This is a genomic window from Dechloromonas sp. ZY10, assembly GCF_041378895.1.
Classification (GTDB): Bacteria; Pseudomonadota; Gammaproteobacteria; order Burkholderiales; family Rhodocyclaceae; genus Azonexus; species Azonexus aquae.
This window is the reverse complement of the sequence record NZ_CP144212.1, coordinates 1040859-1064818: the sequence shown is the minus strand read 5'-3', so window position 1 is coordinate 1064818 and position 23960 is coordinate 1040859. Positions and strand designations below refer to the sequence as shown.

The window sequence follows — 23960 nt, the reverse complement described above, 5'->3', positions numbered from 1 at the left end:
TGAATACTATACGCCAACTATTTATTTTTCAACGATTTTTCATTTTCCAAGGCAAGCCCCTTGAAAAACACCGCTGGCTTCGGAACCGCGCTTGCAGTTTTTTTATTTTTTCAACAAAAACGCCAAGCCTCCTTCTGCCCAAGGAGTCAGTACCGTGCAAGGAGAAAAATCAGGCGAGCAAGACGCCCGCTGGCCGCGCCCGCCCACCGATGGATACAGCTGACCGGTGCCTGCAGTATCAATTGAAAGTCAGCACAGCACGCCGACGCTCAATGTAGCCCTGCCCGCTGGCATCGGCGGCCGGACAGGCGACGGCATTACAGGCAATCGCCTCGATCCGGTAGAGACGGACAACCCGCGCCACACTCGGCGCGGTCTCCCCCTCGTTGTAACGCCAGCATTGGACGCTGACGGCGACTCTGAAACCAGTCAGCGCCGTCAGGTCAAGCGGCGCCCCACTGACCACAGCTCCCACCCCGGGAGCCGCCGGGCAAGGATCGGCCGGCCCGCCTTGCCGCCAGATCCCGGCTGCCGAATCGAGAACCTGGATCAAGCCCCACTCGCTACCGGCCTTGGCAGCCTGCCAGGCACGCGCCGACTGGATATCCTGCGCCGAAGCCACCTGCTGCCCAGTCGAAAAAGCCATCATTCCGGCAGCCAGCGCGGCCAGAATGACCAGGACGACAATCGCCGCAATCACGCCGAGCCCGCGCTGCCCCTGTAAAGACTTGGTCATGGCAGATTATCCACATGCACACCATAGGAAAGGCTGACCCGCTCCCCATCCCGTGCCAACTGTAGAAACAAGGAGACAAAACCGTTGGTCTGTGTTGCGCTCGGATTGGCGGCATAGGAAAAATCGCAGGCAGCAACATCGCTCGCCACCACCTCGCCAGCTACCGCACACGCTGCCAGCGCTGCCGTACCCTGAACACTGCGCAACAAACGCCCTCCTGTACAGCTGTACATAACCGATGGCTGGGCCGCACTGACCATCTGGAAACGCCCCCCGGCATAGCCGCCGGCAGCAGGATTGCGATTCAAGGTGACACGCTGCACACCATCGCTAGCCCTCGGCGTTGCTACCGCATTGACGGTATACCTAGCCCCTCCGGCAGCGCCGCCGGCTGCACCATAAAAGGCCCCCTGCGACTGACTGTTGATCGCCAGAAAATCACCGGCAACAATCGGCGCAACACTATCGCGCACCAGAATATCGACCGTTGTCGCAGCACCAGCCGCCCCCGCTGGGTCGGGAAAGGCGCTGCAGTTCGCTGAGGGTACGCAGGGCGGCGCCACATCATTGTCGGCGTTGAAATCGAGTCGATAGCGGCCGCCCCCGATGCCGGGAACAAACTGAAAGCAGTTCTGGTTAACCAGATTGACCGAGTTCGGAACCGCCGTGCGCAATTCCTGCATCATCCGGCGCAAAGCGGTGTCGGCCAGGTCGCTGAGGTCGGCACGACGCTGAGCATCAATATAGGCGTCAAGCATCGGGCGAAAAAAAACCAGGAAAGACGCCGACAGAACCCCCAGCAAAACCATCACCATGACCAGTTCGATCAAGGTAAAGCCTCGCTGCCGAGGGGAGTGCAGCCAACCCGAATAGCCTGACATCAGTAATTGCCTCGCCAACCGACCAAGGCCAAACTACGGTCGCCATTGGTCACGGTCACGGTAATCCGCGTCGCCGTACTGGCACCCAGCGGGTCATTCAAAGTCAAGGCAACGCTGACCTGGTAATTAGCCAGGTCCGCTGCCGCCGTACCATCCATGTCGCACACCGGGCGGTTAACATAACCGGCATAGTCGCCAACATCATCAGCGGCAGAGCGCACGCAACCTGCCGCCGGAATCGACCCGGCAGTGCCTGGATCAGTAAAGGGCTTGAGGGTAATCTCTTCCATCATCGCCTCGGCAATCGCCAACATCTGCTTGTTCACTACCGGATCGGCGGAACCGCGAACAGCTGTGGCGAAGGCCGTCACCAGGCCGGCCAGCCCGAGGCCGATCACGACAATCGTGATCACCAGTTCGACCAGCGTAAAGCCCGCCGGCTTACGGCTCGCCAACATACCCGGTACTCCCTTGGACAAGAAAAGGCCGCCCATCAATACTCGCACTCAGGACCACAGGTGTCGCCCCTGCAGCATCCGTCGTCACCCGGCCGTCAGGTTGAAAGAACAAAGCCGCCGGGGGTGTGGCAAAAGCCGCATTACCGCTGCCCTGCACCTGATTGCTGGCTGTTCCAGGCAAGTTGAAGGCACGGTTATCGCAGGCCCCGCTGCGATCATGGTCGATGGTCAGAGTCACGCTGCTCGTAGCGAATGCAGCGCAAACCAGACGACGATGACTGACCGCACTTTTCTGCGCATACCGCAAGGCTGCGATCACCCGGGCGCGAAACTCCGTATCGCGAAAGGAAAAGGCGGCATTCAGGGACGGCAAGGCGACCGCAGCAAGTATCCCGATCAGGATCATCACCGTGACCAGTTCAATCAACGTAAATCCGGATTGACAGCCCCCCCGCACCGCCCCCGGCGGATCAGAACATTTCACGGACATGAATCACCCGTTGTGCCTGCGACGTACCATATACCCCAAAGGAGGCAACCGCCGAAGGATTCTGGTCATAGGCAGCCGCACCGTTCCAGTTACCTTGCAACCAGGGCATCGCCGCCAGATTGGCCGTCACCGTGCGCACTCCAACGCTGGCCGGATTGATGGTCAGAAATGCCGAACCGCCAGCCAGCGTCGGCAATGCCGGCAAAGTCCAGCCCGCCGTATCGTAACTGAGGACAACGCTGCTCAAACTGGCATTATCCAAGGTGTTTTTAACCCAGGAGCGCCCCCCCCAGTATTGCGCCTCGACAGGCATCTGCAGCGGCGAAACGCTGCCATAGACATTGCTCAAGCGCAGCCGGCCAAAACGTGCAATGGCGGCAACCGGGTTGATCTGCTTGTGCGTACAAGCCACCGTACAATTTGGCCCTCCCAATTTGAAATTCCTGGGTGTTGTCATAGTCACGCCATCGAGGCCTGACTCAGTCAAATTGACTCCAAAAAACAGATTTTCATATGGACCATTGCCTACCGGAGTGGCTGGCCTGGTCAGAGAGTTGCCGGAGTTAAAGACATACTGCCCGTTGCTCCAGGCCCCGCCGCCTCCCACCCAGGCAACCCGTCCGCTTGCAAGCAAATCCGTCGTAGCTGCCCCATCACTAGCCACCAGATTAGGGGTGGCAGCGTCATAGCGGGTCGTCACGATTGCATCCGCTGCCGTCGGGTTCCCCAAGCTACGAGCCTCAAGTGTGTAAGTCAGGGCAAAATCGTTGGTGCGGCCAAAATAGCTGAACCCTCCCTGACTCTGGGTCACTCCACCACTCACGTAGAGAAAATTATTCGGGCGAAAACGGCCAAACGGTCCGACCTGTGCCTGATTCGCCAGAGTGCAGCCAACTCGCCCCTGCGCATCTGCAATATTGGTACTGCTGTTTTGTATGCAGTCATTCGGCTGGTCAACCGTGGTATAGGCCTGATCAGAAACTGACGATGGTTCAAAACGGAAGGTTCCCGCATCATGGTACTGGAACACGCTGCTGCCAGTTCCACCGGTTGCCACTGTCGCGGTGTTGAACGTTGCCACCGAGGTGCCCGCGACATTCCGCAAGGCTGACGTTGGCAGCGGCCCCGGACAGCCAGCCGAAGCCCCCCAACAGCTGGTAATCAAGCCTCCACTCCGGTCGAAACCAAGAACACCGTTGTAACCGGGTACCGTTATTGCCTGCAAGGAGAAGTCCGAACCAGCAATTTGACTGTAGCCAACAGCCCCCGCGTACGAGTTGTTATTCACTACCAACGGGGCTACCGGAGTAACCGTGACATCCTTGGGTCGGATTGCAAAATTGTCGCTTGAACAACGCACCATGCCACTTGGCGGACAGTAAGTGGAATTGCAGGTAATCCGCACCCGCACATCACGATAAGCCTGATACCCAGGGTTGCCCGTCACTACGGTAGACAGCATGTTGGCCGTGACTGTGGTTTTAGCGTAGCCCGCAGCATCCGGCGGGACCGCCAGCGAACCGAAAGGCACATTGGTCGCTACCGGAATGATGGCGGTTTGGGACACCGGGCAATAGTTGGCCGCCGAAATTGCCACACCGTCGTTGCTATTTGCTACCAGATCAACATTGACCCGACCGGCAAAACTGGTCTCAATCGTGCCATCGCCTTTCAAGGCCACCAAATCGAACGCAAACCCATCCCCTGCCAGCTTGGTGCGCAGGCGAGCATAAGCGACATTGCCTGGATCGCTGGTTACCGGCGGCACACAACGCAGCACCGTGGCAATCTGATCGCAAGCGTTGAAGCCGGCAATCCCCGAACACAAACTGACCGTCAAATTCGGGTCTCGCGTAGCACTTTCCACCAGCTGGCCGTCGGTCACGTTGATATTGACAACCCCGGCAAGGCTATGCGTGAGCCCTAGAACAACCTGATACTCGCCATTGAACAGATAGGTTGCGACACCATCGTCGGCAGTACCATTGTTCAACACCCCGTAGCCGTTGATGATCGCCCAATCTCCGCGCCCGGTAGAGGTGCTGACCTGAATCGTAGTGGTGTTATTAGGCATGACCAAAAGATTGCCAGATGCATCATAGGCGGAAATGGTAATCGTCGTTGGCTGACAGGTCGAACCTGTGCCTAAATGCGCGACCCCATAGCTGGCCAAACAACCGGAAGCCTGATTCCGATCACGATCAATCAAGCCCTTCCCGCCCTCGAAGTTATAGATGCGGACTTCGTCAATCACACTCCCAGCGGAGTTTCCGGTTCCCCGGGCGCCGCTGGCCGAAGGATTGCCAGAGTTATCCTCAACTCCCAGAGAACTGCGGTTATCGCCAATGTATAGAGTGCCAATGGTTGTCGCCAACGGCTGCGAAGTGGTGAAGGTCAGCGTCGTCACCAGAGTACCGTTGATCCACAACAGCAGGCGATCCTGGCCAGTCCCGGCCTTGGCATTAAAATTCCAGGAAACCCCGATATGGTCCCAGTTTCCAGTCGTAGACAGCGTATTGGCAGCAGTAAGCGCCTCGTAGCGGACCCCGGCATTGTCATAAACCACAAACTTAAGCTGCCGGCTCGCAGTCTTCATTGCGTAAAACCAGCGACTGCTACCATTGAGTGCGCTGACTCCCGATGCATCCAGCAACATGCGCGGAGTCGAGTTATCGACATGGCGATACCAAAAGGTGACCGTGCCCTGACTACCGACTGTTTGCATGCTGAATGGCGTCGCGATTGCCGAAATATCGGCCGCCGAGGAGTTGCTCGGAATTGACGCCCCACGGCAAACCCGGCCACTGGGTGTGGGCACTGGCAAACCGCCCGCACCCGCGTTGAACGTCGATGCGTGACGGGCATTACCGCTGGTATCGAGCACACTGGCACCACTCGGCCAGCTTCCCTGCTCCATCCGGTACTCGGCCATCGGCTGCGGAATGTAAAACTTGATCGCAGTATTGTTGTCGGGCTCGCTGCCATTGGGAAACTGCAGAACGTCGTAATCCTGGGTATCAATCTGCCAACCGACCTCGGCCTGGCCGGTTCCGCCGTGGTTCAAACTCAGATACTGAAAAACGAATTCACCGTTTTCGTGCAGGATGGCCTGCATGGTGAAACTACCGGAGGTATTACTGAAATTGATCCACTCGGGAACGTTGTACCAGGTAACAACAAATTTCCGATAAGGTGCAGCACCGAGGGTAGCGATGTAAATGCCACATGAATTGGCACCTGACCCAGAACGCTTGCAATTGGTTCGCGCAGCAGGAGAAGGATAATTCGAGCTATCGACCAAATCCGTCGGATCCAGATCCGCGCCAAATATCTTCATGGTCCGACTCAGGCCGGCATCGGGATAGACATAGGGATAGGTCTGCGGCGGCCCGATATTCTGGGTCCCGGCACCGCAGGTGGTATTGTTGAACTGCAGCCGGCCGTTGGTGCTGATCCGTACCGAGTTATAGGAAACCCCGCCAAACCAGAACGCAAATCCGAGCGTGATTTCGTTGCTCAGGGTGTCATCCAGCGTTGTGCCGCTGGTTCCACACCCCCCGGTATTGGAAAAAAAATAGGTCCCGGTGTTGTAACCGACACGAGTGTGTCCGCCGGAGATCGGGTCGATCCAGGCCAGCGGGATCGAAGCATTGGCATAGGTCACAGCTTGAGCCGGGGCAAGCGATAGCCAAACTCCAACTAACACGGCCAGGGTTTTGACTATCGACGAAATAAACGACATTAGTTTACGCAAAATCGCCACCCAACCAGAAACACCCAGCTCAAAAGAAAAGGCGAGAGGCCAAACTGCCATCTCGCCCCGTCCAAGCGAATATAGTGAATTAATCCAATGCTTGCGCAGCAAACAAACGGAAAATCTTCTGGTTAGCAGCCTGTTTCAGTCAGCGATACCGTTGCCGGCGCATTGGCCCCCGTGGCTTCGTTGTAAGTCGCCGTGCAATTGGTCTGCAAGGTCCACACCCCGGCGGAAAACGTCGCTCCGGCGCTATCTTGCAGCAAATTATGAATCTCGGTGCTTGCCGGATAGCCGTATTTCAGGCTCCTCGACGTGCCGTTGATATCCACCGTACCCGTTGCACCCAATTGACCGGCAACGGCGGCCTTCGCGTAAGCCATGTTGGCGGCAGCGAGCACCGCACCCTGCAAGCCCTTGAGGGTCGCCTTGCGGGCATCGGAGCCGAGATCAACAAATTTCGGCAGCGCCGTGGCTGCCAGAATGCCGAGAATCACGATCACGACGACCAGTTCGATCAGGGTAAAACCCGCCTGCTTTTTCATTCTTCCACTCCTGTAATTAAAACCAACGATACTTTACGACCGGCCGCAAAATCAGATTGCCAAATGTCGCCGAGACCTGGCTTGAATTGTCCTCCAGTGCGACTTTCCAGCGCAAGACTTTCCTTCCTGACATATTTTCCACTTCCAGCTCATTTCCGTTATTTACGACATAAACCAGTTCTTTTTGAGCCAGATCGAAGTACCAGGCAGCGGCTTCCATGCGCTCCAGGTTGGGATTCTTGATTTCCCCGTAATAGGCGGGCGGCGGCGTTTCGAGCCAGCGGACGGGATTGCTGCCAACCAGATGCTCGATTTTTTCTCCCGCCTTGCCATTGACGATACGGTCGGCCCATTCCTGCGCCATGCCGGTGCGGATATTGGACAGGGTCAATGAGACCGTCGCCTGCTCGGCAATTTCCTGATAATGCCGCACCGAGCGGAGGTAAACGCCAACCAGCAGACTGAAGATGATGATCACGAGGACCAGTTCGAGCAAGGTGAAACCGCGTTGGCGCATCCGTCATCCTCCTCGGGCGGCTTTGCCCAGGTCCCACAAGGGCAGGAAAATCCCCAGCGCCAGGACCAGTATCATCGCCCCCAGGAAGACGATCAGGATCGGCTCGATCTGCTGCGCCAGGGTCTTCAATTCGTACTCGACTTCGCGCTGATACATTTCGGCGACTTCGCCCATCATTTCATCGAGCGCGCCGGACTCTTCGCCCACCGCAATCATCTGCAGCACCACCGGCGTGAAGATGCCGGATGCGACCGCTGCCCGGAGCACGGTTTCGCCGCGCTCGACGGTTTCGCGCATGCCTTCGATCTTTTTTGCCACATAGGCGTTGTCGACCGTGAGCGCGACGTTGGACAAGCCCTGGATCACCGGCACGCCGCTGCGGAAAGCCAGCGCAAAGCTGCGCGCAAAACGGGCGAGCGTCGCTTTCTGCACGATCTTGCCGGCGACCGGGATGCGCATCTTGATCCGGTCCCACTGGTAAAGCCCACTAGCCGTCGAGGTCCACGAACGGAAACCGAGGACCGCAGCGACGATACCGGCAAGCATCAGGTACCAATAGTTCTGCATGAAGTCCGAGAAGCCGATCAGGATCCGGGTCATCAAAGGCAGTTGCACCTTGAAACCGGCAAACACCTTGGCAAAGGCCGGAATCACGAACAGATTGACGACCACGATCGCCGCCGCCATGGCCATCACCACGAAGCTTGGATAGCGCAGCGCCGACTTGACCTGCTCGCGCATGAAGCGCTCGAAATCGAGATGCTCGTAAAGGCGGATGAAGATTTCTTCGAGCAGGCCGGTCATTTCGCCGACCCGCACCATCGACACGTAAAACGGCGTGAAGACACGCGGGTGCTTGGCAAAACAGGCCGAAAGTTCGCGCCCGCCCTGCAGACTGTCGCGGATATCCTGCAGCACCGCCTGCATCGAGCGATTGTTCATCGACTCCTGCAGACCGGCGAGCGCTCGCAGGATGGGTACGCCGGCACGCAGCAAGGTATGCAGCTGGCGGGTGAACAGCATCACATCGGCCGGCAGGATTTTCGGCTTGTTGAGATTGGCGAACACGGCCCCGAGATCAAGCGCCTGGGCCGGCGCCTTGCCCGGAACGATCCGCACCGGCCGGATGCCGCGTTGCAGCAACTGGTCGGCAGCGGCCCCCGGAGTCGCCGCTTCGAGCACCCCGCGTGCTTCACTGCCGTCGCCGGCACGGCCGGTATATTCAAAAAACGCCATCAGTCATCCACCTGGCCGGTGATTCGCATCGCCTCATCGACCGTCGTCCGGCCAGTCATCACCAGCCGCAAGGCGTCGTCGCGCAAGGTATTGCCGACCATCTGCCGGCGCGCCACCTGGACGTAGCGATTGGGGTCGGGGTCGTTCAGCGCATCGACGATGTCGGTGGTCATTTCGAGGAATTCGTATACCCCGGTCCGCCCCTGATAACCAGTCATGTTGCACTGCTCGCAGCCGACGCCCTTGAAAGCACGCGGCTCGTTCTTGTAGCCCTTCAAGGCATCGAGCAGCCAGGCATGTTCGGTCGGCGTCGGCGCATGCGGCTGACGGCAGCTTTCGCAGACCACCCGAACCAGGCGCTGCGCCATCACCAGTTGCAGGCTGAGCGCCACCATGTAACGCGGGATGCCCATGTCGAGCAGGCGGATCGGCGTCGACAACACGTCGTTGGTGTGCAGCGTGGACAGCACCAGGTGGCCGGTCATCGCCGCCCGCAGGCCGATTTCGGCGGTTTCCTGGTCTCGCATTTCGCCGACCAGGATCACGTCCGGATCCTGACGCAAGGCGGCACGCAAGACCCGGCCGAAGGTCAGGTCGATTTTTTCCTGGACCTGGACCTGATTGATCCCCGGCAAGCGATATTCAACCGGGTCTTCAACCGTCAAAATCTTGCGCTCGGGCGAGTTCAGGTCGTTGAGCGCGGCATACAGGGTGGTGGTCTTGCCGGAGCCGGTCGGCCCGGTGACCAGAACGATCCCGGAGGGCTTGGCGATGGCCCGGCGCAAGACCTCAAGCACTTTCTTCGGCATGCTCACCGCGTCGAGGCTGAGCAGCCCGGCATTCTGCGCCAGCAGACGCATCACCACCGATTCGCCGTACTGGGTGGGCAGCGTCGAAATCCGGATATCAACCGAGTGGTTGCGCACCTTGACATTGAAGCGACCGTCCTGGGGCAGGCGTTTTTCCGAAATATCGAGGCCGGACATCAGCTTGAGCCGCAGGGCCAGCGCCCCGGCCACCTTGATGTCGGCCTCGGTCTGGATGTGCAGCACGCCGTCGATGCGGAAACGGATGCGCAGGCTTTTTTCTTCCGGCTCGATGTGGATGTCGGACGCCCGGGACCGCATCGCCTCATCGAACACGGTATGAATCAGCTTGACCACCGGCGCGTCTTCGGCCGTCGCGGTGAGCCCCATCACATCGCCAAAATCGACGGTCGATTCGCCAAGTTCGGCGGTCAGCTCCTTGGCCAGCCCGGAGATTTCCTCGGTGCGCCGGTAAACCCGGTCAATCAGCGCCAGCAACTGGCTTTCGGTGACCACCGCGATATTCATCTCGCGGCGCACCAGGCGGCCAACCTCGTCATAGGTCTGGAGATCGGTCGGATCGGCGAAGCCGACCCGCAACAGGCCATCTTCCTCACCCAGCACCAGCGCCCGGAAACGGCGGGCCTGGGCTTCGCTCAGCAGCTTGAGCAGTTTCTCGTCGGGCGGCTTGAAGCCGCGCAGATCGATGAAAGGCACCCGCAACTGCCGGGCCAGCGCCTGCGAAATACCCTCTTCGGTGACGTAGCCGCTATCGACGAAGATCCGCCCCAGCTTGCGCCCGGTTGCCTTTTGTTGATCCAGCGAAGCCTTGAGCTGCTCCTGGGTCAACAGGCCCTGCTCGATCAGCAGGTCGCCGAGGCGGATTTTCTGCGGGGGGGGCATCCCGGACTCCTGGTAAGGGAAGAGGGTTCAGTATCCGCCGGGGCGGCGGCAACGCGCAACGTTAGCGGCTTTTGCCGATGGCGGCAAGCCGCGAGCATGTTTTAGCGGCGCCACCATCAACAATCCGTCAAAAAGTCAAAAACCGGCAAAAGCCAAAATGCAGCCCATCTGCAGCGGCGGCAAAAAGGCCGAAATTCACGGTCGACCGTGAATCATCGGCAAAACCGCTCAATGCACCGCTTCGACGTAGTAATCGACCCGCCCGCGCGGCGCCAGGTATTCGACCACCGGCAGCGGCAGCTTGGCCGGATGCAGCGCCTGCTTGACGCCGAGGTCGGCGTCGGCCAGATCGATCAGCAGGGCCTCGTGACGCGGTACATCCTTGTCGTAGAGCATGACCAGCGGGCGCAGCAATTCGCGGCTGTTGGTTTCGACGACGATGCCGACGCTGCCGTCGCTCAACTGGACGAAGCTGCCCGGCGGATAAATCCCCAGGACCTTGATGAAGAGGCTGAGCAATTCGGGATCAAACGCCGCTCCCTCGACGCGGAACATCTGCGCCACCGCCTCGGTCGGCATTTTCGCCGTGCGCAGGTCGAAGGGATTGCAGAGATTGTCGTAGCGGTTGGCAATCGCCGCCATCCGCGCCAGACGGGGAATCTTGGCGCCGGGGAGGTGATTGGGGTAGCCCTTGCCGTCGAAACGCTCGTGATGGCAGGCGATGATGTTTTTGGCAGCGACCGCCATGTCGGTAATCGCCGCGACGTTCTTGATCCCGTAACCGACGTGGGCCTGGTAGAAATGCTCTTCCGACGCCGAGCGCTGGGCGTTCTTCAGCACCCGCGACGGCACATCGGTCTTGCCGACATCGTGGAACAATGCGCCCAGGCCGAGATTTTTCAAATCCTCTTCGCCGGCCCCGGCAGCCTTGCCGAGCAGCAGCGACAGGACCATCACGTTCATCGCGTGATGCGCCAGGCCCGGCTCCTTGCCCTTCATGTTGACCAGGTGCACGGCGACGCTGTCGGCCTTGAGCAGGCCGACGACAATGCGCCCGACCGCCGCCTTGGCCCGGGCGTGCGATTCGACCGGGCGCGCGCCGAGGTCCTTGAGGATTTCGCCCATGCCGGCAGTTTCCTGCTCGTAAAGCCGCTCGCAACGGGCCAGGCGCTCGCGCTGCTCGCGCACGCGGACAGCCCGCTCGCGCTTGGAGTCGAGCATCGCGTCGAGCGCACCGGCGGCGAAATCGACTTCCGGCTCAGCGCCCTCCCCGCTTTCCGGGAGTGGCTCGACGCTGCTGCGCTCGGGGTCCCATTCGACCGACTCCAGGCGCATTTGCCGCAAGACCCCGATCTGGCCCGCATCGGCGATGCGGAAGCCATTGAGCAGAAAGGGGTGGTCGAGCCAGCCGAGTTCGGCCAGGGAAATGAATACGCCCGGCTGCAGGCGATCAACGGAAACACGCGGCATGACGATGGCTGACGGAGGTCGAACAGGAGAGTCAGAACAGTAGCTGCTCACCGCTTCCCCGGCAAGCAGCCAGCGGCGATCAGCGATGCCGGCTGCCGCTGCGGTGCGGCTGGCCGTTACGCGGGTTGCCGGCCTTCTGGCCACCGCCCCCACTGCGTTCGCCACCGCCTTTGCGGGCCGGCTGACCGCTGCGCTTGGCCGGCGTCGGTTGCGGCGGACGCGGTGCGGCCTGGGCGGCCGCCTCGAAACCGGGGACCACGACGCGGTCGAGCGAACGCCGTATCAGCTTCTCGATGTCCTTGAGTTGCGGCCGCTCGTCGTGGCAGACCAGCGAAATCGCCTCGCCTTCCATCCCGGCACGGCCGGTCCGGCCGATCCGGTGCACGTAGTCCTCGGGAACATTGGGCAGTTCGTAGTTGATCACATAGGGCAAGCCGTCGATGTCGATGCCACGGGCGGCGATGTCAGTCGCCACCAGCGCCGCCAGCTTGCCTTCCTTGAATTCGCCGAGCACGCGGGTGCGCGCCCCCTGCGACTTGTCGCCGTGGATTGCGCCGGCCTTGATCCCGGCCTTGTCCAGCTTGCGCGCCAGTGCGTCGGCACCGTGCTTGGTGCGGGCAAAGACCAGCACCTGGTGCAGGCTGCGCTCGTTAAACAAATGCTCGAGCAAATCCTTCTTCTGCTCGCGATTGGTCTCGATCACCGTCTGCTTGACGGTTTCGGCCGCCGTATTGCGCGGCGCGACATCGACGCTGACCGGCTGGTGCAGCAGGCCGGTCGCCAGTTCGCGGATTTCCGGCGAGAAGGTCGCCGAGAAGAGCAGGTTCTGCCGTTCCTTGGGCAGCAGCGCGATGATCTTGCGGATATCGCGGATGAAGCCCATGTCGAGCATGCGGTCGGCCTCGTCGAGGACGAAAATCTCGATCGCCGACAGGTTGACCGTGGATTGCTGCACGTGGTCGAGCAGGCGCCCCGGCGTCGCCACCAGGATATCGACGCCCCGGCGCAAATGGCCGATCTGCGGATTGATGCCAACGCCGCCAAAGACCGCCAGCGAATTGATCGGCAAGTGCTTGCCATAGGTGCGCACGCTCTCCTCGACCTGGATCGCCAGTTCGCGGGTCGGCGTCAGCACCAGCACGCGCGGCGTCCGCGCGACCCGGCTCAGGCGGTCGTTGGCGCCGGCGGTAAGTCGCTGCAGGATGGGCAGCGTAAACCCGGCGGTCTTGCCGGTGCCGGTCTGCGCCGTCGCCATCAGGTCGTGGCCGGCGAGCACGGCGGGAATCGCCTGCTGCTGGATCGGCGTCGGCGTGTCATAGCCTTGTTCGGCAACGGCACGCTGGATTTCGGCATTAAGGCCGAGGTCGGTAAATTTCATGGAATTCCTGAAAAAATTGAACACCGTGGCTCAAGGACAAAAGCGATGAGCCGGGCGCAGAACGGCGTGGATCGTCCGTTCTGCGCTTCCCGGTAAAAAAATCAAATCTGCGCCAGCCCGCGTTCGAGGTCGGCTTGCAGATCGAGCACCGACTCCAGGCCCACGGCGATGCGCAGCAGGCCCTCGCCGATGCCGGCAGCCGCGCGGGCTTCCGGGGTGATGCGGCCGTGGGTGGTCGAGGCCGGATGGGTGATGGTGGTCTTGGTATCGCCGAGGTTGGCGGTGATAGACAGCAGCTGACAGTGGTCGACCACCGTCCACGCCTGCTCGCGCCCGCCCTTGACGACGAAGGAAACAATCGCACCGCCGCTCTTCTGCTGGCGCTGCGCCAGCTCGTATTGCGGATGCGAAGGCAGGCCGGGGTAGTAAACCCGCTCGACCTTGGGATGCGCTTCCAGCCAGGTGGCCAGTTGCGCGGCGTTGGCGGCCTGCGCCTCGACCCGCAGCTTCAAGGTTTCCAGGCCCTTGAGCAGGACCCAGGCGTTGAACGCCGACAGCGTCGGACCGGCGGTGCGCAGGTACTTGAAGACCTCGTCGGTCAGCTTCTTGGCGCCGCAGACGGCACCGCCGAGGACACGGCCCTGGCCGTCGAGGTACTTGGTCGCCGAATGGATGACCAGGTCGGCGCCGAGTTCGAGCGGCTTCTGCAGAATCGGCGTGCAGAAACAGTTATCGACCGCGACCAGAATGCCGCGCGCCTTGGCAATCACGGTCAACGCCCGGATATCGGCAATTTCGGTCAGCGGATTGGACGGGGTTTCGAGGAAGAACAACTTGGTCTCGGGGCGGATCGCCGCTTCCCACGCAGCCGGATCGGTCTGCGCGACGAAGGTGGTGGTGATCCCGGTACGCGCCAGGATGTTCGAGAACAACTGTACGGTGGCGCCGAACAGGCTGTTCGAGGCAACAATGTGATCGCCCTGCTTGAGGTGGGCGAGTACCGTCGCCATGATCGCGGCCATGCCGCTGGCAGTGGCAACGCAGGCTTCGGCGCCTTCGAGGGCAGCCAGGCGTTCCTCGAACATGCTGACGGTCGGATTGGAAAAACGGGCATAGACGTTGCCCGTTTCCTCACCGGAAAAGCGGCGGGCCGCTTCGGCCGCGCTCTTGAAGACGAAGCTGGAGGTCAGGTACAGCGCCTCGGCATGTTCCCCGAACTGGCTGCGCTCCTGCCCGGCGCGAATGGCCAGGGTCTCCGGCTGATACGCGGCCCCCTCGGCGCCGAATTTTTCCAGCGCGCCAGCCATCAGTCCTGCCCGCCTGCCGAAACCTGCAAGGCCAGTTGCTGCGAGGCCTTCCCGTCGCCGTCGTCGTCGTTCTTGCCGGCTTTGCCGCCGCGCTTGCCTTCGACCGCGTCGAGGTAGTACTCATCGATGTCGCCGGTCACATAGCAGCCGTCAAAACAGGCGGCATCGAACACGGTCAGGTCACTGCGCAGCGCAGTGATCGACTGCTTCATCGCTTCCAGATCCTGATAGACCAGCGCATCGGCGCCGATTTCGGCAGCGATCTCGTTATCAGTGCGGCCGGTCGCGATCAGCTCGGCACGGGTCGGCATGTCGATGCCGTAAACGTTGGGGAAACGCACCGGAGGCGAGGCCGAGGCGAAATAGACCTTGACCGCGCCGGCGGCACGGGCCATATCGACGATTTCACGACTGGTGGTGCCGCGCACGATCGAGTCATCGACCAGCAGTACACGCTTGCCCTTGAACTCCTGGCCGACGGTGTTGAGCTTCTGGCGCACCGACTTCTTGCGCATCGCCTGCCCCGGCATGATGAAGGTGCGGCCAACATAGCGGTTCTTGACGAAACCTTCGCGGAACGGGATGCCCAGCGCCTGCGCCAGCTGCATTGCAGACGGACGGCTGGAGTCCGGAATCGGGATCACCACGTCGATTTCCTCGACCGGGATCATGGTTTTGACCTTTTCAGCCAGCGCCTCGCCCATTTTCAGCCGCGCTTCGTAGACCGAAACCCCATCGATCACGGTATCTGGCCGCGCCAGATAAACGTATTCAAAAATACACGGGGCATACAGCGGCTGCTGTGCGCACTGGCGGCTATGCAACTTTTTGTCGAGGTCGATGAAAATCGCCTCCCCCGGTTCCAGATCGCGGACGACCTTGAAACCCAGCGTGTCGAGCGCGACCGACTCGGAAGAAACCAGATATTCAGTACCTTCGGCGGAGTGGTTTTCACCATAGACCAGCGGCCGGATGCCGTGCGGGTCGCGGAAAGCCAACAGGCCGTAGCCGGCGATCAGTGCCACCACGGCATAGGCGCCACGGCACCGACGATGCACCCCGGCCACCGCCTGGAAAATCGCGTCGATATCCAGTTCGTAACCGGAAGAGGCGGCCTGCAGTTCGTGCGCCAGCACGTTGAGCAGGACTTCCGAATCGGAATTGGTGTTGATGTGCCGGCGATCCATGCGGAACATCTCTTCCTTGAGCTGCTCGGCATTGGTCAGGTTGCCGTTGTGGCCAAGGACGATGCCGAACGGCGAATTGACGTAGAAAGGCTGAGCCTCGGCAAAGTTGTAAGCTGAACCGGCGGTCGGGTAACGGACGTGCCCGATCCCCCAGTTGCCGGGCAGCGCCCGCATGTTGCGGGTACGGAACACGTCGCGCACCAGCCCCGGCCCCTTATGCAGGTGAAAGGTGTTGCCTTCGACCGTGGCGATGCCGGCCGCGTCCTGACCACGGTGCTGCAGCACCATCAGGCCATCGTAAAGCAACTGGTTGACCGGCGTGTTTGCCATGACACCGAGAATCCCGCACATAATCTTTTCCTGCCTAGTATTTAAATCGAGTAAGAAGGCTGATGCGTTGAGAACCGGCTGAAACCGGCCCGCATTCACGGTCAACCTTCCGTTTAACCAAATTTGATCCGCTTTGCCAGATCATCCGGCAACCAGGGCCGCAAGGCCAGCACCGCAATTTCCATGGCCGGCGACAAACTTGCCTGCCGCCACCAGTTTTGCTGCGGCGCTGAAGTCATGCCGCCAAGTGCCACCAGCACCAGCACGACCAGCAGCCCGCGCGCCACACCGAACACCATGCCGAGCAAACGATCCGAAACCGACAAACCGAGCGCCTTGACCATGCTGCGCACGGCCATCCGCACCAGCGCCATAAGCACCAGAACGCTGACAAAAATCAATACGCAGCCGGCCAGCGTTCGCATCGCCGGGTCGGCCATACCGTCGAAGGCATGCGCGCCGATCACGGCGCCGAATTCAACGGCAGCAAATACCGCCAACGCCCAGGCCAGCAACGCGATGATTTCGCCAACGACGCCTCGCCACAGCCCGAAGAGCAGCGAGAAGCCGACAATGGCAAGAACGATGTAATCGAAGATGGTCATCAGCGGGGAGCGACGACGCCGGAAACACCGATCCGGCGCATTTTTTCCAGGGCTTTTTCAGCCGCATCGCGACTCGGGAAAGGCCCGGCGCGGAGACGAATCTTGCGCCCCTGCGGAGTATCGAGCGGTTCGGTATACGTCTTGATGTTGAGTTCGCCGAGCTTGCTCTTGAGAATCTTGACATTCCCCTCGTTGGCAAAGGCTCCGATCAGTACCAGATGCTCTCCGCCTTTGGCCGCGACCGGCGGCGCCGCAGTAGCGGGCTCGCCGAACTGGCCAGCAAGGATTGCGGCGGCCCGCTTGCCTTCATCGGGCTTGGCAATGGGTCTTTCTGCCGGCTTGTCGCTTGGCTTGTCGGCCGGCTTGCTGGCCTTGACTTCAAGTGCAGGCTTGTCGGCGGGCTTTTCCGGCGGTTTTGCAGCAGCAAGCGGCTCGGCCTTGGCCGGCACGGCTTCGACCAACCGGGCACTGGGCGCAACGGCGGGGGTTGCCGGCGCGACGACCACCGGCGGGGGAGAAGGAGGCGTAGCCTCGGGGGCCTGCGCCGGGGCGCGCTGAGGCGCTTCGGCCTGGGCCACCGAATCGACCGGTGCCTGCGCAAACTTTGGCGCAAAAGGCTTTTCGTCCTGGCCGGGAATGCGGATTTCGACATCCTGCACCGGCTGGCGCGGCTCCTGATCCATGATCGTCGGCAGCACCACGGCGACCACCGAGGCGAAAGCGACCGCGCCGACCAGACGGCGACGGGCGCGTTTTTTCAGATGCTGTTGCGGGTCGTTGTCTTCCATGCCTCAGGATTGCGGACGCAGTACGCGCAAGGCGCCGGCGACCGTCAGGAAAGAACCGAAGATCAGAATTCTATCACTTTCGCCCGCTGCGCCCTTGGCAGCCTCGGTGGCGGCCTCCGGCGACGGGTGGCAAAACACCTCGCCGCCCAGGTCGCCGTCCGCGACAATCGCCGCCAGCGCCTCGGCCGCCGTGCCGCGCGGGCCGTCCAGCGTTGCCAGGTGCCAGTAGTCGACGCGCCCCTTGAGCGGCTGCAAGGCACCGGCGATGTCCTTGTCGGCCAGCATCCCGACCACCGCGTGGGTACGGTCGAAAAAACCCATGTTCGACAGATTGCCGGCCAACACCGCGACCGCCTGCGGATTGTGGCCGACATCGAGGACGATTGCCGGTTTGCCCGGCAAGACCTGGAAGCGACCGGCGAGTTCGGTTTCGATCAAGCCCGGCCGGATCGCTTGCATGGTCACCGGTAAACGCGCGGTCAAGGCTTCCAGCGCTGCCAAGGCGACGCTGGCATTGAGCAACTGGGTCGGACCGCGCAGGCCGGGGTAAGCCAGCGAGCGCTTGAGCAATTGTCCGTCCTTCTTGCACCACCAGCGCCATTGCAGGCGGTTTTCCGAGGCTTCGGCCGCCGGCCGCTCGAAGCCGAAATCGCGGCCGAGCAGGTGCAGATCGGCACCGATGGCGGCGGCGTGGTCGAGCAGGCTTTGCGGTGGGTTGGGATCGGCGCAGAAGGCCGGCTTGCCAGCGCGGTAGATGCCGGCCTTTTCAAAGCCGATGGCCTCGCGGTCGGGCCCCAGCCAGTCGGTATGATCGAGGGCGATCCCGGTAACGATGGAAATATCGGGTTCGTAGGCGTTGACCGCGTCAAGGCGGCCGCCGAGCCCGATTTCCAGCACCGCGACCTCGATCCCGGCGGCGGCGAAGACTTCCCAGGCGGCCAGCGTGCCGAATTCGAAGTAGGTCAGGGTTTCCGGCCCACCATCGGTCCCCGCCGTCAGCCGCGCGGCTTCGACGCGGGCAAAGGCAGCGCACAAGGCAGCGTCGTCAATCGGCCGGCCATCGACACGGACCCGCTCGTTATAGGCGAGCAGGTGCGGCGAGGTGTAGCAGCCGACCTTGTAACCACCGTGCTTGAGGATGTTTTCCAGGTAGGCGCAGGTTGAACCCTTGCCGTTGGTGCCGCCGACGATGATCACCGGGCAGTGCTGTTGCTGCCCAAGCACGTCCTTGACCCGGCGGATGCGATCCAGACCCAGTTCGATCCCGGCCTGCCCCTTGGGGTGCAGGCCTTCGAGGTGGGCCAGCCAGTCGGCGAGCGTCTGCATTGCCTGACTCAAGCCGCGAGCGGACGTTTTTGCAGCTGGGCCAGCAGCTGGGCCAGTTTTTCGCGCATTTCGCGCCGGTCGACGATCAGGTCGATGGCGCCCTTCTCCAGCAGGAACTCGGAACGCTGGAAGCCTTCCGGCAGCTTTTCGCGTACCGTCTGTTCGATCACGCGCGGGCCGGCAAAACCGATCAGCGCGCCGGGCTCGCCAATGACGATGTCGCCGACGAAGGCAAAGGAGGCGGACACGCCGCCCATGGTCGGATCGGTCAGGATCGCGATGTAAGGCAGGCCAGCGTCGGCCAGCTTGGCCAGCGCAGCGTTGGTCTTGGCCATCTGCATCAGCGAGAACAGGCCTTCCTGCATCCGCGCACCGCCGGAAGCGGTGATGCAGATGAAAGCCGACTTGCTTTCGATGGCGGCGTTGACGCCACGCACGAAACGTTCGCCGAGCACCGAGCCCATCGAACCGCCCATGAATTCGAACTCGAAGGCGGCGGCAACCACCGGCAGGGACTTCAGCGTGCCCTGCATCACCACCAGCGAATCTCGCTCGCCGGTGCTTTGGCTGGCGCCTTCGAGACGCTGCGGATAGGACTTGGAATCCTTGAACTCCAGCGTATCAATCGGCCCGACTTCGGCACCGATTTCGTTGCGGCCATCGGCGTCGAGCAGTACTTCCAGGCGGGCGCGCGCCGACAGGCGGTGGTGGTGGCCGCACTTGGGGCAGACCTGCAGATTGCTTTCCAGGTCGGTGGCGTAGAGCACTGCTTCGCAGGCGCTACATTTGTGCCACAGGCCTTCCGGCATGTTGGCGCGGCGCGAACCCTGCTCGCGCTTGATTTTGGGGGAGTTTTCTTTATTGACCCAGCTCATGCTTTAACCTCATCCATCCCGCGCCGCAGATCGGCGACCAACGCTTTGACGTTGGCGCATGCCGTTTCCACGGTCGACTTCTCGATTTCTTCAATAATCCGGCTACCGACCACGACGGCGTCGGCAAAACCGGCGATGCGCCCCGCCGTTTCGGCGTTGCGGATACCAAAACCGACGCCGACCGGCAGGCCGGTCTTGGCCCGAATTGCCGGCAGTTTCTCGGCAACGGCGTCGACATTCAAGGCGCCGGAACCGGTCACCCCGGCCAGCGACACGTAATACACATAGCCCGAGGCGATTTCGGCGACCTGTTCGATGCGTTCCACGGTCGACGTCGGCGCGATCAGGAAAATCGGATCGAGGCCCTTGGCCTTGATCGCAGCACCGAAGCTGACCGCTTCTTCCGGCGGGTAATCGACCACCAGCACGCCATCGACACCCGACTGCGCGGCCTTTTCGGCAAAGCTCTGCTGCCCCATCGCCTCGATCGGATTGGCGTAGCCCATCAGCACCACCGGCGTCTTGTCGTCGGCGCTGCGGAAAGTGGCGACCAGCTGCAGCACCTTGCGCAGGCTCATGCCCTTGGCCAGCGCCCGCTCGGACGCGCGCTGGATGGTCGGGCCGTCGGCCATCGGATCGGAAAACGGCACCCCGAGTTCGATGATGTCGGCGCCGGCTTCGACCAGCGCGTGCATCAGCGGCACGGTCAGTTCGCCCGCCGGATCGCCGGCGGTGATGAAGGGGATCAGCGCCTTGCGGCCTTGCGCATTGAGCCGGGCAAAGGTGTTTTGAATACGCGACATGTTTTTCTCCTGGCGTGAGCGGGCGGCTTAGAACTGGATCCCGGATTTTTCGGCAACGGTGTGCATATCCTTGTCGCCACGACCGGACAGGTTCACCAGCAGGATTTTGTCCTTGGCCAGGGACGGCGCCAGCTTCATCGCGTAGGCCAGCGCATGGCTGGATTCGAGCGCCGGAATGATGCCTTCGAGCCGGCACAGGTCGTGGAAGGCCTTAAGCGCTTCGTCGTCCTTGATCGGCTGATATTCGGCGCGACCGAGGTCCTTCAACCAGGCGTGCTCGGGGCCGACGCCGGGATAGTCGAGGCCGGCCGAGACCGAATGCGTCTCGATGATCTGGCCATCGCCATCCTGCAGCAGGTAGGTGCGATTGCCGTGCAGCACGCCGGGGACGCCAGCGGTCAGCGAGGCCGCGTGCTTGCCGGTATCGACGCCCTCACCCGCTGCCTCAACGCCAATCAGGCGAACGCCGGGGACGTTGATGTAGGGGTAGAAAATGCCCATCGCGTTGGAACCGCCGCCAACCGCAGCGATCACCGCATCCGGCTGGCGCCCGGCCATTTCGGGCATCTGCTCCAGGCACTCCTCGCCGATGATTTTCTGGAAATCGCGGACCAGCATCGGATAAGGATGCGGGCCGGCGACGGTGCCGATGATGTAGAAGGTGTTGTGGATGTTGGTCACCCAGTCGCGCATCGCTTCGTTGAGCGCGTCCTTCAGCGTCTTCGAGCCGGATTCGACCGGCACAACGGTGGCGCCGAGGAGCTTCATCCGATAGACGTTGGCCGCCTGGCGGCGCACGTCCTCGGCGCCCATATAGACCACGCATTCGAAGCCGTAGCGGGCGGCAACCGTTGCGGTGGCGACGCCGTGCTGGCCGGCACCGGTTTCGGCAATGACGCGCGGCTTGCCCATGCGCTTGGCGAGCAGGGCCTGGCCGATGCAGTTATTCACCTTGTGCGCGCCGGTGTGGTTGAGGTCTTCGCGCTTGAGGTAGATTTGGGCGCCGCCGCAAATCTCGGAGAGACGCTTGGCGTGATAGATCGGCGACGGGCGGCCGACGAAGTGCTTGAGTTCGTAATCGTACTCGGCGCGGAAAGCCGGATCGGCCTGCGCCGCCGCATAAGCGGCCTTCAGTTCGTCGAGCGCGCCGAACAGGGTTTCGGCAACAAAGACGCCACCGTAGGGGCCGAAGTGGCCTTGGGCATCGGGGAAAGCATAGGGAGCGGTGGTCGAATTCTGGGACATGGCAATCTTCCTTGGAGAAAAAATGGACGCGAACGGGGATGGCTCCCGGGTTCAGGGATGATTCGCCAGATGGCGCCGCCAACACGTCCGGGTGATGCCACCCGCAGATTTACGCATTTTTTCTCTCTGCGTCTGCAAACCGGCGCCCGCTACGCGTGCGCCCCGACTTCCTAAGCGGCCGTCCGCTCGGCTGCCCTGACGGCAGCGACGAAGGCCGCCATTTTCTGGTGATCCTTGATGCCCTTGCTCGCTTCGACGCCGGAAGAGACATCGACCGCCGCCGGCCGCACGCGAGCGACCGCGTCGCCGACGTTATCCACGGTCAACCCGCCGGAAAGGATCAAATGCCCCGGCAGGTCGGGCGGAATCAGCGTCCAGTCGAACACGTGGCCGCCGCCGCCGTAACCCTCGACGAAGGCGTCGAGCAACAAGCCGCGCGTTGCCGCGAACGAGCGCGCGAATTCTAGCAGATTCAACCCCGGCCTCACCCGTGCCGCTTTCAGCCAGGGGCGCGCAAACTGCTGGCAATAAGCGGCGTCCTCGTCGCCGTGGAACTGCAGCAGATTGAGCGGCACCGCCGCACAAGTCGCCAGCACCTCTGCCGGCGCAGCATTGACGAACAGGCCAACCGTCTCGACAAAGGGCGGCACCCGCGCCACCAGTTCGGCCGCCCGCTGCGGGCTGACGTAGCGCGGGCTGGGCGGATAAAAGACGAAGCCAAGGGCATCGGCCCCCGCCGCCACTGCAGCATCGACATCGGCCTCGCGGGTCAGGCCGCAGATTTTGATTCGGGTCATCGGGAACACTTCCGGGGAAACGGTTTGAGGAACAATCACCGGCGGATTGCGGCTTTCACGGTCGACCGGGATTTTGCCCATTTTTCGCCGTCGACCGTGGCAGCGCGGGTTTTACAGTAAAAATGCGTCGATCAGGTCGTCCGCCGGGTCGGGCAGTTGCCAGTGAGCTTCGTACACCGGCCCCCGGAAATACAGGCCATCGGGCGCGAAGGTCGGTGCTGCCAGCTTGCGATCCTGCATCTGCAACAACTCGTCGGCCCAGCTGGCCGGCTGCGCGCCCTTGCCGATGTGCACCAGCGTACCAACCAGGTTGCGCACCATGTGGTGGAGGAAGGCGCTGGCGGCAAAATCGAAGACCAGGAGCGGGCCGCAACGGCGGACCGTCGCCTGGCTCATGGTCTTGATCGGCGATTTGGCCTGGCATTCGGCGGCGCGGAAGGCCGAGAAATCGTGCTCGCCGATAAAGCGCGCAGCAGCCACCTGCATCGCACCCAGATCGAGTTCGCCGTGATACCAGCCGACCCGCCCCTGCCACAGCCCGGGCCGCTGCGGCCGGTTGAGCAGCAGGTAGCGGTAACGCCGACCGCGCGCCGAGAAGCGGGCATGAAACTCGTCATCGACCGGCTGCGCCCAGCGCACCGCAACACCATCTGGCAGATGCGTATTGACCCCGCGCACCCAGGCGGTCAGCGGCCGCTCAACGCTGACGTCGAAATGCACCACTTGCTGCGTCGCATGCACGCCAGCATCGGTGCGCCCGGCACACAGCGTCGCCACCGGCCCGGCCGCGATCTGTGCCAGCGCCGTTTCCAGCGCGTCCTGCACAGTACCGCCGCTGGCCTGGCTCTGCCAGCCGCGAAAACGGTGGCCAAAGTATTCAAGTCCGAGAGCAATTCTCATCACAGCATTCCGTCGACGATCAACAAGCTGCCCAGAGCCAGCGCAGCCAACAACAAGCCACCGCTATCACGCCAGCCCCAGCGCGGCACTTCCAGGCGCAGCACCGGCGGCGCCGCCAGTGGAATATTCCCGCCCGCCGCCAACCACTCCTTCCACACACCGGGAGGATGCGCTTGCTGCGCATGTTCAAGCACCAGCGCCAGACGCACCACCAGCCGTTCGCCGGCACCGCCTTGCCGCTGCCAGGGTGCCAGCAAGCCCCACAGACCAGCCAGCATGCCGGCTCGCCCGCCCGCCGCATAAACCCAGGCCAGACAAGCAAGCACAGTCAACAAACGAATCGCCTGTTCGCTGGCCAGCGCCACGCCTTCGCGCGTCGGTAGCCAGGCCTGCTCGAACCAGGCTTCGCCCGGCGCATGCCAGGCGAGAACCAGCCACAGCGTCAACAGCAGCCAGCGCGCACGCCGGCAATAACCGAGCCACAGAGGAAGCGCCCCGGCCGTTGCCAGCAAGGCACCGGCCCCCAGCACCAGCAGCGTTGGAATGTGCAGGGCTTGCGCCGCGAGCACGGCCAGCAGCCATAGGGCGAGGCGGGCAGAAGGATGCAAAACGGTTCCTCAAAA

At 62.1% G+C, this 23960-nt stretch carries 22 protein-coding genes; all 22 read right to left on the bottom strand.

What is annotated here, in order from left to right:
• Window positions 1-238: 238 nt before the first annotated feature.
• The 22 genes from VX159_RS04815 to VX159_RS04710 all read right to left on the bottom strand — a co-directional run bounded on the left by VX159_RS04815 (window position 239) and on the right by VX159_RS04710 (window position 23945).
• Window positions 239-736: a hypothetical protein gene (locus VX159_RS04815; RefSeq protein WP_371324852.1), complete on the bottom strand. Its 498-nt coding sequence runs from the start codon at window positions 734-736 to the stop codon at window positions 239-241.
• Window positions 733-1617 (bottom strand): type II secretion system protein, encoded by an 885-nt coding sequence (locus VX159_RS04810; RefSeq protein ID WP_371324851.1) that lies wholly within the window; start codon window positions 1615-1617, stop codon window positions 733-735. Before VX159_RS04810 ends, VX159_RS04815 begins: the two co-directional genes overlap by 4 nt.
• Window positions 1617-2075: a prepilin-type N-terminal cleavage/methylation domain-containing protein gene (locus tag VX159_RS04805; protein ID WP_371324850.1), complete on the bottom strand. Its 459-nt coding sequence runs from the start codon at window positions 2073-2075 to the stop codon at window positions 1617-1619. Before VX159_RS04805 ends, VX159_RS04810 begins: the two co-directional genes overlap by 1 nt.
• Window positions 2059-2565 carry a Tfp pilus assembly protein FimT/FimU gene (locus tag VX159_RS04800; RefSeq protein ID WP_371324849.1) on the bottom strand — a complete coding sequence of 169 codons (507 nt, stop codon included), beginning with the start codon at window positions 2563-2565 and terminating at the stop codon, window positions 2059-2061. Before VX159_RS04800 ends, VX159_RS04805 begins: the two co-directional genes overlap by 17 nt.
• Window positions 2546-6379: a DUF6701 domain-containing protein gene (locus VX159_RS04795; RefSeq protein WP_371324848.1), complete on the bottom strand. Its 3834-nt coding sequence runs from the start codon at window positions 6377-6379 to the stop codon at window positions 2546-2548. Before VX159_RS04795 ends, VX159_RS04800 begins: the two co-directional genes overlap by 20 nt.
• Before the next feature lie 71 nt (window positions 6380-6450).
• The gene (locus tag VX159_RS04790) at window positions 6451-6864 is read right to left on the bottom strand and encodes a type II secretion system protein (RefSeq protein ID WP_371324847.1); all 414 of its coding nucleotides are present in this window, start codon (window positions 6862-6864) and stop codon (window positions 6451-6453) included.
• A 16-nt stretch (window positions 6865-6880) separates the two neighbouring features.
• Window positions 6881-7381, bottom strand: a complete 501-nt coding sequence (locus VX159_RS04785) for a type II secretion system protein (RefSeq protein WP_371324846.1) — start codon at window positions 7379-7381, stop codon at window positions 6881-6883.
• Between the two features lie 3 nt (window positions 7382-7384).
• The gene (locus tag VX159_RS04780; RefSeq protein WP_371324845.1) at window positions 7385-8617 is read right to left on the bottom strand and encodes a type II secretion system F family protein; all 1233 of its coding nucleotides are present in this window, start codon (window positions 8615-8617) and stop codon (window positions 7385-7387) included.
• Window positions 8617-10326: a GspE/PulE family protein gene (locus VX159_RS04775; protein WP_371324844.1), complete on the bottom strand. Its 1710-nt coding sequence runs from the start codon at window positions 10324-10326 to the stop codon at window positions 8617-8619. The genes VX159_RS04780 and VX159_RS04775 overlap by 1 nt, the downstream gene beginning before the upstream one ends.
• Before the next feature lie 228 nt (window positions 10327-10554).
• Window positions 10555-11796, bottom strand: coding sequence for an HD-GYP domain-containing protein (locus VX159_RS04770; RefSeq protein WP_371324843.1), 1242 nt, complete (start codon window positions 11794-11796; stop codon window positions 10555-10557).
• 79 nt (window positions 11797-11875) lie between these two features.
• On the bottom strand, window positions 11876-13174 hold the full coding sequence (locus VX159_RS04765; RefSeq protein ID WP_371324842.1) for a DEAD/DEAH box helicase: 1299 nt from the start codon (window positions 13172-13174) through the stop codon (window positions 11876-11878).
• A gap of 101 nt (window positions 13175-13275) precedes the next feature.
• Window positions 13276-14481, bottom strand: coding sequence for an O-succinylhomoserine sulfhydrylase (locus VX159_RS04760; RefSeq protein WP_371324841.1), 1206 nt, complete (start codon window positions 14479-14481; stop codon window positions 13276-13278).
• Window positions 14481-16019, bottom strand: coding sequence for an amidophosphoribosyltransferase (gene purF / locus VX159_RS04755; RefSeq protein ID WP_371324840.1), 1539 nt, complete (start codon window positions 16017-16019; stop codon window positions 14481-14483). Before purF ends, VX159_RS04760 begins: the two co-directional genes overlap by 1 nt.
• Window positions 16020-16111: 92 nt before the next feature.
• Window positions 16112-16603 (bottom strand): CvpA family protein, encoded by a 492-nt coding sequence (locus VX159_RS04750; RefSeq protein ID WP_371324839.1) that lies wholly within the window; start codon window positions 16601-16603, stop codon window positions 16112-16114.
• On the bottom strand, window positions 16603-17391 hold the full coding sequence (locus VX159_RS04745; RefSeq protein ID WP_371324838.1) for an SPOR domain-containing protein: 789 nt from the start codon (window positions 17389-17391) through the stop codon (window positions 16603-16605). Before VX159_RS04745 ends, VX159_RS04750 begins: the two co-directional genes overlap by 1 nt.
• A 3-nt stretch (window positions 17392-17394) precedes the next feature.
• The gene (gene folC / locus VX159_RS04740) at window positions 17395-18717 is read right to left on the bottom strand and encodes a bifunctional tetrahydrofolate synthase/dihydrofolate synthase (RefSeq protein WP_371324837.1); all 1323 of its coding nucleotides are present in this window, start codon (window positions 18715-18717) and stop codon (window positions 17395-17397) included.
• An 8-nt stretch (window positions 18718-18725) separates the two neighbouring features.
• Window positions 18726-19592 (bottom strand): acetyl-CoA carboxylase, carboxyltransferase subunit beta, encoded by an 867-nt coding sequence (gene accD / locus VX159_RS04735; RefSeq protein ID WP_371324836.1) that lies wholly within the window; start codon window positions 19590-19592, stop codon window positions 18726-18728.
• Window positions 19589-20395, bottom strand: coding sequence for a tryptophan synthase subunit alpha (gene trpA / locus VX159_RS04730; RefSeq protein ID WP_371324835.1), 807 nt, complete (start codon window positions 20393-20395; stop codon window positions 19589-19591). Before trpA ends, accD begins: the two co-directional genes overlap by 4 nt.
• A gap of 27 nt (window positions 20396-20422) precedes the next feature.
• Entirely contained in the window at window positions 20423-21640 is a 1218-nt protein-coding gene (trpB, locus tag VX159_RS04725) for a tryptophan synthase subunit beta (protein ID WP_371324834.1), read from the bottom strand.
• A gap of 170 nt (window positions 21641-21810) precedes the next feature.
• A complete protein-coding gene (locus VX159_RS04720; RefSeq protein WP_371325491.1) occupies window positions 21811-22437 on the bottom strand; it encodes a phosphoribosylanthranilate isomerase in 627 nt (208 codons plus the stop codon).
• A 111-nt stretch (window positions 22438-22548) separates the two neighbouring features.
• The gene (gene truA / locus VX159_RS04715) at window positions 22549-23337 is read right to left on the bottom strand and encodes a tRNA pseudouridine(38-40) synthase TruA (protein WP_371324833.1); all 789 of its coding nucleotides are present in this window, start codon (window positions 23335-23337) and stop codon (window positions 22549-22551) included.
• Window positions 23337-23945: a hypothetical protein gene (locus VX159_RS04710; protein ID WP_371324832.1), complete on the bottom strand. Its 609-nt coding sequence runs from the start codon at window positions 23943-23945 to the stop codon at window positions 23337-23339. The genes truA and VX159_RS04710 overlap by 1 nt, the downstream gene beginning before the upstream one ends.
• Window positions 23946-23960: the final 15 nt, after the last annotated feature.

Coding starts and splice junctions, on each gene's coding strand:
- VX159_RS04775 (WP_371324844.1), bottom strand. CDS start 10,326: ATGCCCCCCCCGCAGAAAATCCGCCTCGGCGACCTGCTGATCGAGCAG.
- VX159_RS04745 (WP_371324838.1), bottom strand. CDS start 17,391: ATGGAAGACAACGACCCGCAACAGCATCTGAAAAAACGCGCCCGTCGC.
- VX159_RS04720 (WP_371325491.1), bottom strand. CDS start 22,437: ATGACCCGAATCAAAATCTGCGGCCTGACCCGCGAGGCCGATGTCGAT.
- trpA (WP_371324835.1), bottom strand. CDS start 20,395: ATGTCGCGTATTCAAAACACCTTTGCCCGGCTCAATGCGCAAGGCCGC.
- accD (WP_371324836.1), bottom strand. CDS start 19,592: ATGAGCTGGGTCAATAAAGAAAACTCCCCCAAAATCAAGCGCGAGCAG.
- VX159_RS04810 (WP_371324851.1), bottom strand. CDS start 1,617: ATGTCAGGCTATTCGGGTTGGCTGCACTCCCCTCGGCAGCGAGGCTTT.
- purF (WP_371324840.1), bottom strand. CDS start 16,019: ATGTGCGGGATTCTCGGTGTCATGGCAAACACGCCGGTCAACCAGTTG.
- VX159_RS04760 (WP_371324841.1), bottom strand. CDS start 14,481: ATGGCTGGCGCGCTGGAAAAATTCGGCGCCGAGGGGGCCGCGTATCAG.
- VX159_RS04815 (WP_371324852.1), bottom strand. CDS start 736: ATGACCAAGTCTTTACAGGGGCAGCGCGGGCTCGGCGTGATTGCGGCG.
- VX159_RS04780 (WP_371324845.1), bottom strand. CDS start 8,617: ATGGCGTTTTTTGAATATACCGGCCGTGCCGGCGACGGCAGTGAAGCA.
- VX159_RS04765 (WP_371324842.1), bottom strand. CDS start 13,174: ATGAAATTTACCGACCTCGGCCTTAATGCCGAAATCCAGCGTGCCGTT.
- truA (WP_371324833.1), bottom strand. CDS start 23,337: ATGAGAATTGCTCTCGGACTTGAATACTTTGGCCACCGTTTTCGCGGC.
- VX159_RS04805 (WP_371324850.1), bottom strand. CDS start 2,075: ATGTTGGCGAGCCGTAAGCCGGCGGGCTTTACGCTGGTCGAACTGGTG.
- VX159_RS04800 (WP_371324849.1), bottom strand. CDS start 2,565: ATGTCCGTGAAATGTTCTGATCCGCCGGGGGCGGTGCGGGGGGGCTGT.
- VX159_RS04770 (WP_371324843.1), bottom strand. CDS start 11,796: ATGCCGCGTGTTTCCGTTGATCGCCTGCAGCCGGGCGTATTCATTTCC.
- VX159_RS04785 (WP_371324846.1), bottom strand. CDS start 7,381: ATGCGCCAACGCGGTTTCACCTTGCTCGAACTGGTCCTCGTGATCATC.
- trpB (WP_371324834.1), bottom strand. CDS start 21,640: ATGTCCCAGAATTCGACCACCGCTCCCTATGCTTTCCCCGATGCCCAA.
- VX159_RS04790 (WP_371324847.1), bottom strand. CDS start 6,864: ATGAAAAAGCAGGCGGGTTTTACCCTGATCGAACTGGTCGTCGTGATC.
- folC (WP_371324837.1), bottom strand. CDS start 18,717: ATGCAGACGCTCGCCGACTGGCTGGCCCACCTCGAAGGCCTGCACCCC.
- VX159_RS04750 (WP_371324839.1), bottom strand. CDS start 16,603: ATGACCATCTTCGATTACATCGTTCTTGCCATTGTCGGCTTCTCGCTG.
- VX159_RS04795 (WP_371324848.1), bottom strand. CDS start 6,379: ATGGCAGTTTGGCCTCTCGCCTTTTCTTTTGAGCTGGGTGTTTCTGGT.